Origin of the sequence: Edaphobacter sp. (assembly GCF_035532915.1) — a bacterium.
GTDB lineage: Bacteria > Acidobacteriota > Terriglobia > Terriglobales > Acidobacteriaceae > Edaphobacter.
The window spans coordinates 1-13,843 of sequence record NZ_DATKQC010000220.1 but is presented as its reverse complement, the minus strand read 5'-3'; the positions used below and the strand labels follow the sequence as shown (position 1 = coordinate 13,843).

The window sequence follows — 13,843 nt, the reverse complement described above, 5'->3', positions numbered from 1 at the left end:
TCTAGCCTTCCAGACGCCCTGCGACCGCAGCAAAGCTACAAAATGGACTTGCGACCCATTTCGGTTCTTGATGGCGGTGAGCAGCGTTTCCTCGTTTGCGTCGTCAACGTCAGAGAAGTTTGCGGGACCACCCGGATGGTTATGGGCAAATCCAAAGACAAGTGACTCCTCGTCGCAGCGTCGGAATAGCTCTCGAAAATGCTTCAGTTCGAACGCGACGTGCGAGGGGGAACTGCTCGTGACCCAATGGTCTTCGAAAGGGATGACGTCCACCGCGAGATACCGGTCCGAGTCGCAAATTCCCGAGGCGGACCAGTGAAGTCGCCGGAATAGTACGATTGCTCCTCGTTCATGCCCCAGCGGATGCGCATCGAGAAAAGCTGCCAGCCTTTTCTCTTGTGAACCTAGCATTGTGATCCGCGGTTGCGTCATTGCGCGTCCGGGTTAGTAAGCGCCCAGTCAATTCGGCGGTAAATGGAGATAATGTCGTCACGGCCCGGTCGCCAGACACCTTTGCTTGGCGGATTCCAATGGCGCGACCACCGGCAATATTCGCGGCCGTTCCAGACTCGGTTGTCTCCACCCCCAGGATTGTTGGCGGCGGGAATGGGTACACCACTCACTCGACGCAGATGGGGGTAGGTCCAGAACATGTCGTTGCCGCTTTGATTGTAGTTGGGCGGAATTACAACCAGAACGTCGCACGCAGGCTGGTTGTAGATCCCGCTTGCTAGTACGTAGTGAGTGAATACGAAGAACCGATCGGTTTCGCTCTCTTCGTAGGTCAAGTTTCGCTCGTTGAGCTTTACGTAGTCAGACTCGAAGAGAAGGGGCATCGGGATCACCCGCCTGAGACCCTGGCGATTGAGTGGAAAATCGCGCTGGACCGTGATGCTCCTCCAGATTTACCGACGTGGTGTCCGTGATCGGCTCATCTGGCTTGCCTGGGACCTGGAGGAAAATCTCGACACCTTCGGGGATTGCACCCAGCACGCGGAGTTGCGCGCCCGTGATCGTGTCTTGTTCCCAACGGTACTTGTCGCCATCGATAAATAGTTCGAAGCCCTTCTTGTCCATGCTGCCTCCATCGTCCCGCCACACTGGTCTGACGAATGTGGAGATTATCTCGATCTGCCTAGAGAGTCAACCTACCACACATCTCCATCTATTGATGTTTTGTATATTGACATGTCAGCAATATTGACATTCTTGGATACACGGTGTACCCTGCTGACTCGTGGAGCAACTCTATCGAGAATTCGGCCGAGCATTACGTGCGCGTCGTAAGCAGGCTGGCCTGTCACAAGACAATGTTGCCAAACGCGTCGGTATGTCTAGGACCTCGATCACCAACATCGAGCAAGGTCGGCAGCATGTCTCGTTGCATATTCTCTACGAACTTGCGGGAGCTGTCGGCACTACTCCCGGCGACCTTCTTCCCGCAAGCCAAATTCTCGTGAAAGGAGACTCCGAGCTTGAGAAGAAGCTTGACAATGTGGCGCTTCATGAAGAGGGAAAAGACTGGATTAGGCGAGTCATATCTAAAACAAGACAGATAGGAGAAACCAGTGGCACCGAGTAAGGATCCTGTAAAGAGTGCAGCACTGGGGGTTCTGAGAAAATTTGGCTTGTCGCATGCGCCGATAGACGTTCAGGCGATCGCCGCAAATGTTGGAGCGATCGTGACGTACGAGGCGTTCAAAGAGGACCTGTCCGGCGTTCTCATCAAGGAAAGGACGCGTACGGTCATTGGGGTCAATTCCTCTCATCCGCAGACACGCCAACGTTTCACCATCGCGCACGAGATCGGACATCTCGTTCTGCAACATAAGGGGGAAATTTTTGTTGACCAGACTGTCGTGAAACGCGATACGAAGTCTTCACGAGCTGTGGATCGTCAGGAAATCGATGCTAACCGATTTGCTGCAGAACTTTTGATGCCAGAGCCGCTTGTCTTAGAGGCCATACACCGCCGCCAGGAAAAGAGTGCAGACATTTCATCAACTCAAATAGTTGATGACTTGGCGATCGAATTTCAGGTTAGTCCACAAGCGATGGAGTATCGCTTAACCAATCTGGGCATGTTCATTCCGCAGTAAGGGAACGTCTGTAATTTGGCGCCATCCGGCGACGCTTCGCCGAACGATCGCTTTGTCGTCACTTGTTCGTTGACCGGTTTTGGCCGCTCACGCATTACTCGACTCCGAGCGCTTTGAAAACGGCATCCACCGGATCCGCGTAGAAACTTGTTTGGAATTTGGCGAACAACTCCCCCGGTACCGACGGAATATCAGTCACGCTCGACATCGGCAGCAGTATCCTTTTTGCGCCGGCATCGAACGCGACCTGCAGGCTCTCCGACAAATTGCGTGCCTGGGCGATCGTACCGCCCAGCGTCATGTCCCCCATCACGACCAACTGGCTCTGCACCGACTTGCCCAGTGCGGCGGAGCACAGCACTATGAAGCTGGCAAGCGTCAGCGCATCAGGCGCGCCTGCGTTTTGTAGCTCGACAAGATGCAGATGAAAGTCGCGTTCAGTTGGATGAATCGAAGCACTAACGCGTGTCGCATTGGCTTTGAAGTAATCGAACGCCACTCGCACTGGCTCGCGTGAGAGAGAGCCCGACACCGACAGCTTGCCGCCGCCCGCCATCGCCTGAATCTCCATGCGATACACACCGGGCATGCCGCCCTCGCCCAAGGTGATGGTGTGCAGCACGCCGGGATTGAGCCGACCCTCGGGGATCAGTCCCCCGCCACCCTGCTCGGGCACGGAGATAAATCGCTCCTGCAAGTTTTCCAGGTCGATGTAGGAGAAATGCACATCCCAGAACTCCATGCCACCGATCTTTTTGAGCTGTTCTTTCACACGACGGCGCACCTCCAGTGCATATTCCAGACATTTGCGAACCGTCTCTTTAGAGTAGCTAGCGTCGGGGCAGATGAGCTTGAGGAGGCCGGACACCGTGTGCCGCACCGCGATCGTATCGCGCTGGTTGAGGTTGTTCCCTAGCTTGAAATACTTATCGATTGCGTCGGCAAAGCTGCGCTTGCGCATTTCGCGCGCCCATTCGGCGAGGTAGTCAACGATCAGCCCGTACTGGTCGGTGAAGAACTCGGGCCGCATCTTCGGGATCTCCCAGCCGGGCACGTAAGCGTGGAAGCGATCGAAAAAAGCTGAGTCGATCATGACATCCGGAAACGGAGCAAACAGGTGGCTGGTCTTCACAAGCGATTCGACCGATTGCCCCTGCGGGAGGTTACCCACGAAGACCATTGCCGCGCTCGCATTGATGGACTCGCGGCCGCGGCTGAAGGAACCCGAAGCCATGTAGTCCTTCATGATCTGAACGCCGTCCTGGTCTTTGAAGTTGATGCCGGCCACTTCGTCGAAGGCAACTACGTCCCATAGGCCGACGAGGCCGACCTTGCGGGCGCTCATGTTATAGAAGAGGTTGGCCACAGTGGTCTGGCCGCCCGAGACCAGAATGGAGTTTGGGCTAATCTCCTTATAAATGTGGCTCTTGCCCGTACCGCGCGGGCCCAGCTCGCAGAGGTTGTAGTTGTTCTCTACGAGCGGGATCATCCGCGCCAGCAAGTGCCATTTCACACGCTCTTTGAAGCAAGTGGGCTCCATGCCGGTCGAGCGCAACAGCGCATTGATCCACTGCTCCTCAGTGAAGCCCTTTCTTCCCGCGAAGAGCTGCTCCATGTCAAGGTTAGGCATCTGGATGGGTTTCAGATCGGAAACTACAAACGGTGACGTACGCTGGTTTTCTTCGAAGCGGTATTGAAGCGTCACGATGCACCAGATGCCGCCGACCAGCAGCTTCTCGAACTGGCGCACGTAGGAGTCAGACACCTCCGCGTTCTTGATGCCCAGGTTGGACAACAGCGCCTCGTAGGCGTCGCGGGTTTCGTTCAGCTTGACGGTAATCTTGTCGATCACCTTGAATGAACCTTGCTCACGGATCTTGCTCTTCACCTTTTCGGCCTCGTCGGGCCGCACGTAGTTCTCCGACAAGATACCCTTGACGGTTTCCAATCCGACGCGAATCGTCTCCGCGTCGTCAGATGCGCAGTACATGCCCAAGAGGTACTCAAGGACGTAGACCGGGACGTTGGCGCCCTCCTTGATCAGCTTCGTCAAATCCTTGCGCACTACGCGGCCGGCAAAGCGCTCGTTGAGCAGATCGTCCAGCCCAGTGTCGATTGTGGCGGCTTGTGCCGGTGCAGTCTCATCAGTCATGGCGGTCCCTAGAAGTCGTTACTGAATGCGAGATCAATGCGCAACCTCGCTCGCCAGGCCTCGGCCTTGGTCTTCGCGTCGCGGGCGACCAAAAAATAGTCCTTACTGCGGTCGTAGGTGCCACCAGCTAGCGTGAGCATCAGCGACCGCTTTCGCTCGTCGAGCATCGGCGATGCGCTATCGAACGTTACCGCCAGCTCGTCGCTAATCGGCTTGTCGCCGTCGCGGATCGTGAATAGCAGAGTCACGGGTAGCACGCGCTCTGACACCGCTTCAGTCTGGATGAACTCGAAGCGCTGTTTGTTCGTCACCACCTTGTTGCTCGACCCCAGTAGGCTCACCTCGACCACCTTGGTCTTCGCCTTCTCGGATTCGCTTTCCTTGACGACAATCACGGGCACCACGATTTCTTGTGGCATTGCGCTGCCATGCACGAAGCGGGCGCCGCCGACGAAGTGGAACCGCCCTGCACCCTTTGGTATTAGAAAATCGATGCTGCCCGTGCCGGCATCGGTACCTGCCGTGGTCGCCGTGTTGCCAGTCCACGCGTTCTGCATGGGCCACATCCCGCGGCCGAGGATGTAGCGCTTCTTGGATTTCAACACTCCTGGCATGCCTTCTTCCACACTGTGGCGGTCGGCTTCGTCGAGCGCCGACTCTTGGTACATAAAACCATGGTCGGCGGTAACGAAGATCGTCGAACCGTTTAGGGTGTTTACTATGAAGCCGACCAACTCTGAAAGCTCTTTGATAGCCTGGGCGGTCGCCTCGAACGTCTTGGTCTCGGATCCCCGTTTGTCGCCGATCATGTCGATCAGGTCGTGATAGATGTAGACCACCCTGTGCGGCTTGACGAACTCGCGGCCCTTCTCCTTCCCCTTCTCCATCAGCGCGTCGCGGCCGATGGCAACACCATCGTGCGCGGCCAGGATCGCCGACCGCTGCTCCAAAGTCGATGAGGGTTGCCCGTCCACTGTTAGGTCAAGTCCCGCATTACCCTTGTAGGCCAGCTGCTGGTGCGGCAGCAGGCCGGCCATGCCCAGCGCGGTGTAGCTTGGCAGCACGCCCAACATGGCGTCGAGTCGCGCTTTGACACGGCTTCGCGTATTGAGTTCGCCGACCAGTTCGGCGGCGGCCTCGTAGCGAAACGCATCGGAAATGACAACGAATACGCGCTTGGCGCCACCATCCAAGGCCGCGGCAACATGCCGGGTATAGAAATCCTGTTGGTTGGTGACGCCGCCCAACTTCCAAGTCGATAGCAAGCCAGTGGCGCCTTCCAAGACGGCGCCCCAAGCGGACGCGAGCTGGCCAATGAACCAACCCGAATAGGCGTCTTCCATGCGGTCCCGCAGCTCGTGCAGCAGCGACCAACCCATGGGCTCGACCGCTTCAGTGGCCCGCATGAACCAGCGGTAGAGCTGGTCAAAGTGGTGAAGCTCTGACCGATATGCCTCGAACGCCGCGCTGGCATTGGGAAAGCTGAACCCCTGCCCATGCTTGACCTGCAGCTCGAAGAACCCGGCAGAAGCCTCCAGCGCGTCGTAGCTGGCTGTCAAGGCGCGGGTGGAGTCGTTGGCGCCGGCTAGCAAAGGGTTAGCCCAGTGCCCGTCCCTGCGGCGGGCGATGATCTCGCGCGCCGAGTCCATATTAGCGCCACCCCCCGCGATGATGCGAGTCTTGAGGTCTCCGATCACCCGCTTCTCGATTGCCTCGAAGGTCATCGCATCGACAAGCCCTTCGGCCTGCATCGGGTCCAGGATGCTCGACACCTTTAGTTCCTCACCCACCTGGCTCGAAAGAACGTCATAGCTGGAGTAGTTGGCCATGTCAGTACGCCAGCGGCTGGCAAAGACGGAGGCGTGGGCGGCTTTGGCTCGCGCATCGATCACGAAGGGGCCAAGCGATGCAGGTGTGCTTCGGATCCCATTGCAGAAGTCCGTAGCGAAAATGCGGTAGAGCAATGCGCGCAGTGTCGGAGGGTCACCTCCTGTTTCCCTATAACCGAACTCACGGTCAACTAAGGCCCAGAATGCGCCCTCGAGGCCATACATGGACATCTCATCGAGCGCCTTGGTGCGCGCACCCATGTCGCCACCCTCGGCCGCCAATGCACCGAACACTTTAAGGAAAATAGCGGATGGGTCGGCTGTCTCCGCCCGAGCGACCGCCGCGAGCATCTTGCGGTCCAAATCCTCGGCCGTGTCTGTTGGCTGAACCCAGCGCTTTAAGCGCTCGAGGCGGTCGCGTGCACGAAGAAACTTGGCCCTCTCCTTGAGGTGGTCACGAAGCGCGCGGGTGGTCAGCCCCAGCTCTTCGATTTGCATCGAGGCCGTGTCGGCGCTGAAGGGCCTGCCGCGCAAGCGGGCGTCGAGCAGCCAGTCATGAATAGGCTGGGGCTCATCGAATGGCGCATAGATCAGCCAGCGAACTCCGGGCTTGCGTTCGATCCAAATCTTGGCTTGCAATGTAGGCGTACGGTCGAGTCGAAGTATCTCGACGCCGGCGATGTCGATGCCGTCAACCTGCGTAGCGAACTCTCCATCGGCGTCGTTCCAGAAAACCAACGAGTAGCCTTCTTGAAACAGGCGTGTGAGCGCCCCAAGGAAGGTCGGTGAATTAGTCATCGCTGCCGCCGGTGACTGCTTTCGATTCGGCGAGTAGCTCGCCGAATTTGCCGTAGTTAATCTTAACCCCGTCGTCCAGATCCAACACGATCCTCATGTCAGCGTAATGACGGAGCTTCTCATCATAGGCCAGCAACTCGATCTGCTTCTTGCGCAGCAACTCGATGTGCTTCTGAATCTTGGTCCGAGCGGCGGCGGATGAAGCGGTGCCAGCGTCCCTCTCCAGAATTTCCAATCGAGCGACTACCTTGGCGACCAGCGGAACAACGTATTCCGCACGCAGCCGACCGAGCGTACCCTCATGATATCGGTGCAGATAGACCAGGGCTTGGAAGGCCCCTTGCTTGCCGCTGGAGAACAGCCAATAGATGGGTCGCTTCTTATAAGTCTGCAAGTGGTCCTTAAAGAATCTTTCAGACAAATAGCGGCGCAAAGTTTCGTCAGGTGTCTCACTTCCCCTGGGAACAAGACTGTCGGCAAGCCAACGTAAGTTTGCATCCAGAGCCTCGCCCCCCCAGACGGCACGCAGGAACTCCGGCACCCGGCCAGCAGCGTCGTCCTCGAACCAGCGTTGGTCAGTGAGTGGCACTATCCCGTCGGCATCGGCAGGGAAACGAACATATCGGCCTGCATCGAATCCAACGCTGCCGGCGTGCGCGTAGATCAAACCGGGCTCGTCTAGGCTATAGCGACCCATCATGCAACCTATGGCGTAGGAAATCAGGCGCTGGCAGTCCCTCTCGCGATCGGCCAAGGTTAGCGTTATGCGCTCGATGGGAACGCCAGGTTGCAATTCCCGGCCAAGCCCGTAGAGATTGATAAAATACGCGTTGTTTTGCTCCTCCAGGGCCTTCAATCTGTTTGCTGAATCGACACTGCGTTGCTGAAAGAGTCTCCAAGACTCCGCAATTAGGGTATCGGTTCGATTTGAGATTAATAATGGGCCATCAAAATTCCATGCCACTTCGTGAGCGTTCCAGTCCGACCGAGCGATAGCAACAGCCTCACGAGACAGTTCCCTGATGGCGGCAGCATCGCGGGTGACACGAGCACAATCAAAAGGCAAATTGCCCACGCTATTAGAAACAAAGTGCATGGTCGGGTTCATCATACCAATTAGATATTCGCATGTGTTGGAGCAAAGAAAAGCGAGAAACAATTCCAGGTCCACATCAAACAGAGAAGGCGCCTCAACGTTGAATATGAATCCTCTTTCCAATACTCGCGCACTAAAATACGAGCTTGTTGTGTGGGACCATGTAATACCCTCTCTAAAATATTTTTCGACATTCTTTATTATTCGCGTCGGCGAGCCATAGAGCTTCGTGGCGAAGGCAAACAACTCTTGCCCATCATCTTCCCAATTCACTACAAACTCATCGTTACCGTACCATTTTCTATAGGGCCCTCCCTTTTTATGAGGGAACCACTTCATTCCCGATGCCTTCGCGTCCTCGCGGTTACCATAGTTAACCCCGAATTTTTTCACGTCGATTTCAAACCATAGACGGAGAAACCGATTGTTATCGCTCGTCTGCAAACCAGATCCAGTCACACCATAGGCGGACACTCGACTCATGTCGTCGTACGCCTGAAATACCGCCTCGGTTGCCGCAGGCAAGATAGGCGAGCCGGGAAGCCTCCTTAAGGCAGTCGGCTGAATCGAGTGACCCCTTTTAATTGCGCAGGCAAAATCTAATGGAACACCTTCACTCGTCAAATCAAAATATCTTACAACTCCAATAGGACTCTTAATTGCGAGTAGCGAATAGTTTAGGAATGTAAAGATCGAAATCCCAAAATTGATTCCCATCGCAGTTGGGCTCTTGCCTTCGTATGGCAGATGAATGAGCGATATTAGGGCATGTTTGGCGAGAAGCTCTGATCGCAGCAACTCGTAGGATGGTAAAAACATCCAGCTTTGCATTGTGACCATACTGTTGAAGCCACTCGATTTACAAGCGTTGAAGCCTCGTTCAATAAACATTGCAAATAGATCAGACTTGCTGGCTGCAAAGAAATTGATTGCGTATTTCTTTAGGGCAGGCTCCATTCCCTTGGCGCCCATATATGGGGGGTTCGCCACCACCGCATCAAATCGCGCTCCAAGAACTCGGGCCTGTAGCAATAGTGGGCATAAATCCCTAACCGCCTGCCGCGCGTATAGATCTCCCTCCCGGAAGCCTTGCTCGAGCACCTCCATCATCGCCGCGAGATGCGAGTTGAGATCTGTCGGCATTTCAATCAGCGAGCCAAGAGTCTTGGCGCATTCGAATACGTCGAGCAACGACTTGAGCGGCGCTCGATTCATTCCGAAAGGCGCCAGGTGGGTGAACAGTTCGTCCGCGTCCAAACCCTTGCTTTCCTGCAAGCTCAGCACATTGATTTTAGGTGTATCACTAAGCAGACGGCGGTCGTCGGCGCGCGCTTTCATCAGCAAGGCGAAGGCGGCAAGCTGGGCGGCACGATCATCGATGTCCAGACCGTAGAGGTTCTTCTCCAGGATCAACCGCGGAATGGCGCGGGGTTGGTAGCCGCGTTCCAGGTAAATCACCTTAAGCACGTCGTAGGCCACAACTAATATGTGTCCACTGCCACAAGCGGGATCCAGTACGGTTATCGTCTCTGGGTTCAGCGCCTCGCCGTCCTCGTGAATTCGGCTTTGGATAAGCCGATCGACCTGAACCTGTACTGCCGACGTCTGCTCCGTCGGCTGGATGTAAAACGGCCACTGGGTGGCGAGTGAGCTGCCCGGGTTAGCCATTAACCATAGGCGGCCGACACTATTCTGCACGAGATACTGCACGATCCAGTTGGGAGTGAACAGCTGCGTCGCGGCAGGGATGTCCTCGCTCCTCACCACTTTGCCGATTACTTGGTCCTTCTTCTCGCTGATGTAAAACTGGTAAAGCCAGCCGATTACTTCGATTTGCTGCCAGTCCTCCTCGGGCACAGCTGCTACCAGCTTGGCCACAATGGAATCCGTGCGCAGCAGGTACTCGGGCAACAGCAGCTCGGTCTTGTCATCAATATGCTCAAAAAGAAACGGCATCGATCGTGAAAGCTCATTGCACTGGGCGACCAGCAGCAGCTTGTAGAGCTCATTATCTTGGTCGCCGGCCAGCTGCATCTCTCTTGCCCGGGCAGCATTCAACCCCGGCAGCGATAGCTCGCTCGCGTGGCGAATGATCTCGGGCATTCCCCCATCGCGGCTGGACAGCACCCGCCATCCATGGTCCAGGTATTCGTGAATCTCCATGAATCGAAGTGCAGCAATGCGGTTGAACCAGGTATATGCCACCTCTTCCATGGTCTGCTCAAAACCTCGGCGCTGGATGCGCGCGATCAACTCATCACGCTGCGCGGACACCTTTGCCGGCCATTCTCGCCCGTCGATGATGACTATATCGCCGCGCGCGTCCGCAGGCGACGCGCCATTGGCGGATATGCCGAGAATGTTGGCCCGGGCCGTGACGGCGGCGATGAAGTCTAGTCGCGCTTTTGGAGCGTAAGACTTGAGATTGGCTTTATTCATACATCGTCATTTATGCATAGTCGAACGACGTAACATTTGTTCTGGTTATTGGATACGGGCGCGGTGGCCGGAAGCGATGACGCCAAGCAGCTCGGCTTTTAGCTTCTTCACATAGTCTTCGACCTCAAGCTCCGTTTCCAGGTAGGACTTGCTATTGAGATCGGCCGGCCGCACTACCCGGATTGGTTTCGCCGCTGTTTCAGTCGGCGAAAGTGGCGTCACAGGGGCCGAACCGTCGCTTCCCGCAGTTAGCGGTGGCTTGACCGTCGCTTTCGCCTTGGTCGCGGCCGCGATCCTGTCCATCGCCTCATCGAGCAACTCTCCGCCCCTGCCCTGGAGAAAAAGGATTCGGGGAATGCTCACCAGCCCCGCCAGCTGGGTCTTGAGATCCTGCATCGGTTTCAGGGCCGCATTGCGTAAGTCCGCTTCGGCGTGGGCAACATCGAGCGCCTGATTGGCTTCCTTGATCTTCGCGTCGATGGACAGCAACGCTTTTCCGCGTCGCTCGCTAGCCAGCGCCTCATTGACCTTCTCAACTGCGAAGAGCAACGCGTCAATACGATTGACTTGGCTGTACGGGGACGGGTTGGATCGAATACCTTCCAGCTCGCTCAATGCCGTAGCAGAGCCAGCCTCTTTGGCCAAAGCCTCTTGGTTGTCGGCAAAGCTAGCAAGGCCATCGAGCATGCGGGCCCACACGGGTGCCTGGGTCTTATAGAAGCTCAAAACGTCGTGCGTGTCTTCAGCCAGGTCCAGCCAATCGTCGCGGGCGGCAAGCATCGCGTCAAGAAATTCGTAAGGGTCGCGGATGGCCAACTGTCGTTCGATCGCGGCCAACGCCTTTGCGATTTCGGCAGCGCCGGGATAATGCTTCTGTTCGGCTTTGACCTTCGCCCGATCAAGTTCGACCTTACGCTCACCGAGGTTGCCGCGGTAAGCGGCGACCAACCCATCTTCGTCGTCAGGCGGCAGCAGCGCGAAAATCTCGCGATGCAGATCGCGGGCTTTCGCGCGCGTCGTGGAATCAGCCGTCTTGCGTTTCAGGATGGAGACCTGCTTGAAGCGGACCGCCTTGGTCAGCGGGTCGGCTGCTGTCTTGGGGTCGAGATCTGATCCTTCCATTACCAACTTGATTTCGCCGGCCATGAACAGGCGCGCAATTAGCAAGACGGTTTCCAGTTCCGGGCGCCATCCCCACGGAGCTCCGGAAAAACGGTCTACCACGTCTGACAGTAATACGCGGCTTTTGCTCGCTACGAACGTCAGGTGCTGGCGCATCTCGTCGATGGCCAACGCGTTACCTTCCTCGCCACCGAGAGCCATGCTGTGTTGACTATTCGTGTCCGCTGCGAGTACAGCGCGGATCTCGGCAGCGGGGTCGGCCTGGCGAACCTTAATATAGCCAAGCTTGCTGTAAGTATTGGAGACGAGGTAGTTCAGCAACTCGTCTAGCAACACCAGTGGTCCTATTGGCTTGAGAGTGAGCTTCTGGCCCAAGGCGTAGAAATCACCGCCGCTCATAAGATCGGAAAGTCGGCTAATAATGCGCCCGCGACGCTCACGGTTTTCGTCCTTGCGATCGTACAGGATGCGCTTAAGCGACGGGGTGGCCGTGTCTGCCTTGGGCCCAATATACTTTTCGATCTGCAAGTACGTTCGCAGCTCCACGTCTATGCGTGAATCATTAGCCATGCGCATGATTGCCCGACCAGCACTCTCAACGCTGCGGCCGATGCACTTTGCCTCGGACATCAGCTCGTAGTCTGAACCGACGGGCGACAGCACCTCAAACGTGAGCTGCTGGTTGGCCTGCCTCCACGGGGCTCCGTCCAGCAAACGGTTGAATTCGTAGTCGCTCTTGGTGTCGCGGTGACGCACCTTGGTCTGACCGCGTAGCACTTCGTCGAAGATCAATTCGGATACAAGGCGCGAGATTTCCGCCGAAGATACATCGACCGACTTGATCTCTTGCGAGACATCGCGTTCTTCATTGGTCAGGAAAAACCAAAGATCGCCGTTACGGCCGACCAGGTTTTGGCGCTCGAGGCGTGCCAGGCTCTCTTGGATCTGGCGCTTCAGCGCCAACTTGTCGGCATCGACGCGGTCAACGCACAGGGTAGCGAGGTTATCCACCGTTGCTTTGATCGCGTCCGCATAGCGGATAAGGAACAGCGCACGCAGCAGCTTGATGTCCCAGTGGTCCAATGCTGGGTTCTCGCCCGCTTGATCGATGGCCCGTTTGACAGATGAGTCGAGGAAGCTCTCGATGGACGGATAGAAGTCGTACAGAGGCACAAACGCATCAATACCCCTATCGCCATTGCTGACGGCTGCGGTCTGAAAGGCGTCGAGCATTGAGCGCTCGCCGCGCGCCAGGTGGCGTCCGGTGGCCCCGACCTTGCGGATCGACTCGAAGACCTTTTGCAGCAATTGGAACTGGTACGGAGCGAACGGATAGTGCGCCGCGTAGTCTTCGGCGTCCTTGAATCGCCGGAACGCGATGGCGTGGTCACCGAACGAAAGCTGGTTGTTGATGATGTCGCCTTTGGTCTTCCAGACGGCTATGAGTTCCGCCTTCGCGGCGGGCGTCTTTTCGAGTAGGCGCTGCGCGATCACTTCGTCAGTGTTGGAACTGGACAGCGACAGGCGGGTGTGAAAGCGGGCGGTGATCTTGGAAAAATCGTTGGTACGCGCTTGATTCGCCTCGCCAAGCGTGGCATCGATGTCTTCCTGGCTGGTGACAATGACCCAGGCCCGACCCTTGCACAGCGTGCCGAGTTCCTCGGTGATGGTCTGCAAGTTCAACATCAACTGGGCGTTCTTGCCGATAAACTGGCCCACTTCATCGATCAGGAAGACGATCCGATGACCGGGACCCTCTGAATCGAGGTAGGTACGAACGAGCTCCGCGAAGCCTTCGATGTTGATTCGGTAGGCCTCGCGAGCCTCGTCGAACCACTTGCCCGCTGACTCCACCGACATCTTCAGCGCCTTGCTCAGACCGACGATCACGTCATCGCGCAGAAAATCTACGGCGTCACGCTCGGCTTCCCAGTCTTTGCCATTGGAAGCCTTGAACGCGTCCTTGAAGACATCGTAGCTGCCTTTTGCGATGAGATGGCGCTCCATGTTGGCCACGTGTGGTGCATCGCCCGAAAGGCCTTGCATTTCGTTGAACACTCGCAGGAAGACTTGCAGGATCGCGTCGCGGTCGCTCTTGGCATCCGCCTTTGAGTCTATGTTAAAAAGAATCACGTCGGTCTTGGCCGCCACGGCACGGCGCACGTCGCCGAGAAGCATGGGGTCCTTGATCTTGGACTCAAAGAACTGAACGGCACGCCTGCGTTCACCATCACCCGGGTGCTTGGCCTCTAGGTTGGACAGTAGATACGAGAGGATCTTGATGAAGTGTGACTTGCCCGAACCGAAG

The 13,843-nt window shown here is 56.6% G+C and carries 8 protein-coding genes; 2 read left to right on the top strand and 6 right to left on the bottom strand.

Annotated elements, in window-relative coordinates; translation table 11 throughout:
- Nucleotides 1–428: 428 nt before the first annotated feature.
- A complete protein-coding gene (locus VMU57_RS10620; RefSeq protein ID WP_325383203.1) occupies nt 429–836 on the bottom strand; it encodes an E2/UBC family protein in 408 nt (135 codons plus the stop codon).
- Entirely contained in the window at nt 814–1,077 is a 264-nt protein-coding gene (locus VMU57_RS10615; protein WP_325383201.1) for a multiubiquitin domain-containing protein, read from the bottom strand. The genes VMU57_RS10620 and VMU57_RS10615 overlap by 23 nt, the downstream gene beginning before the upstream one ends.
- Nucleotides 1,078–1,237: 160 nt before the next feature.
- Between VMU57_RS10615 and VMU57_RS10610 the strand changes: the two genes are divergently transcribed.
- Nucleotides 1,238–1,582, top strand: a complete 345-nt coding sequence (locus tag VMU57_RS10610; RefSeq protein WP_325383199.1) for a helix-turn-helix transcriptional regulator — start codon at nt 1,238–1,240, stop codon at nt 1,580–1,582.
- Nucleotides 1,569–2,099 carry an ImmA/IrrE family metallo-endopeptidase gene (locus VMU57_RS10605; protein ID WP_325383197.1) on the top strand — a complete coding sequence of 177 codons (531 nt, stop codon included), beginning with the start codon at nt 1,569–1,571 and terminating at the stop codon, nt 2,097–2,099. Before VMU57_RS10610 ends, VMU57_RS10605 begins: the two co-directional genes overlap by 14 nt.
- Before the next feature lie 94 nt (nt 2,100–2,193).
- Here the strand turns inward: VMU57_RS10605 and brxL are convergent, their stop codons facing one another.
- The 4 genes from brxL to brxC all read right to left on the bottom strand — a co-directional run.
- On the bottom strand, nt 2,194–4,251 hold the full coding sequence (gene brxL, locus VMU57_RS10600; protein WP_325383195.1) for a protease Lon-related BREX system protein BrxL: 2,058 nt from the start codon (nt 4,249–4,251) through the stop codon (nt 2,194–2,196).
- Between the two features lie 8 nt (nt 4,252–4,259).
- Nucleotides 4,260–6,878, bottom strand: coding sequence for a BREX-1 system phosphatase PglZ type A (pglZ, locus tag VMU57_RS10595; protein WP_325383193.1), 2,619 nt, complete (start codon nt 6,876–6,878; stop codon nt 4,260–4,262).
- The gene (pglX, locus tag VMU57_RS10590) at nt 6,871–10,413 is read right to left on the bottom strand and encodes a BREX-1 system adenine-specific DNA-methyltransferase PglX (RefSeq protein ID WP_325383192.1); all 3,543 of its coding nucleotides are present in this window, start codon (nt 10,411–10,413) and stop codon (nt 6,871–6,873) included. Before pglX ends, pglZ begins: the two co-directional genes overlap by 8 nt.
- Before the next feature lie 45 nt (nt 10,414–10,458).
- Nucleotides 10,459–13,843: BREX system P-loop protein BrxC (gene brxC, locus VMU57_RS10585; protein ID WP_325383191.1), on the bottom strand; the 3,385-nt coding region annotated here is incomplete at its 5' end.

Bases quoted from the DNA above. Each gene is read 5' to 3' on its own strand.
- pglX (WP_325383192.1), bottom strand. From the start codon at position 10,413: ATGAATAAAGCCAATCTCAAGTCTTACGCTCCAAAAGCGCGACTAGAC.
- VMU57_RS10620 (WP_325383203.1), bottom strand. From the start codon at position 836: ATGCCCCTTCTCTTCGAGTCTGACTACGTAAAGCTCAACGAGCGAAAC.
- brxL (WP_325383195.1), bottom strand. From the start codon at position 4,251: ATGACTGATGAGACTGCACCGGCACAAGCCGCCACAATCGACACTGGG.
- VMU57_RS10615 (WP_325383201.1), bottom strand. From the start codon at position 1,077: ATGGACAAGAAGGGCTTCGAACTATTTATCGATGGCGACAAGTACCGT.
- pglZ (WP_325383193.1), bottom strand. From the start codon at position 6,878: ATGACTAATTCACCGACCTTCCTTGGGGCGCTCACACGCCTGTTTCAA.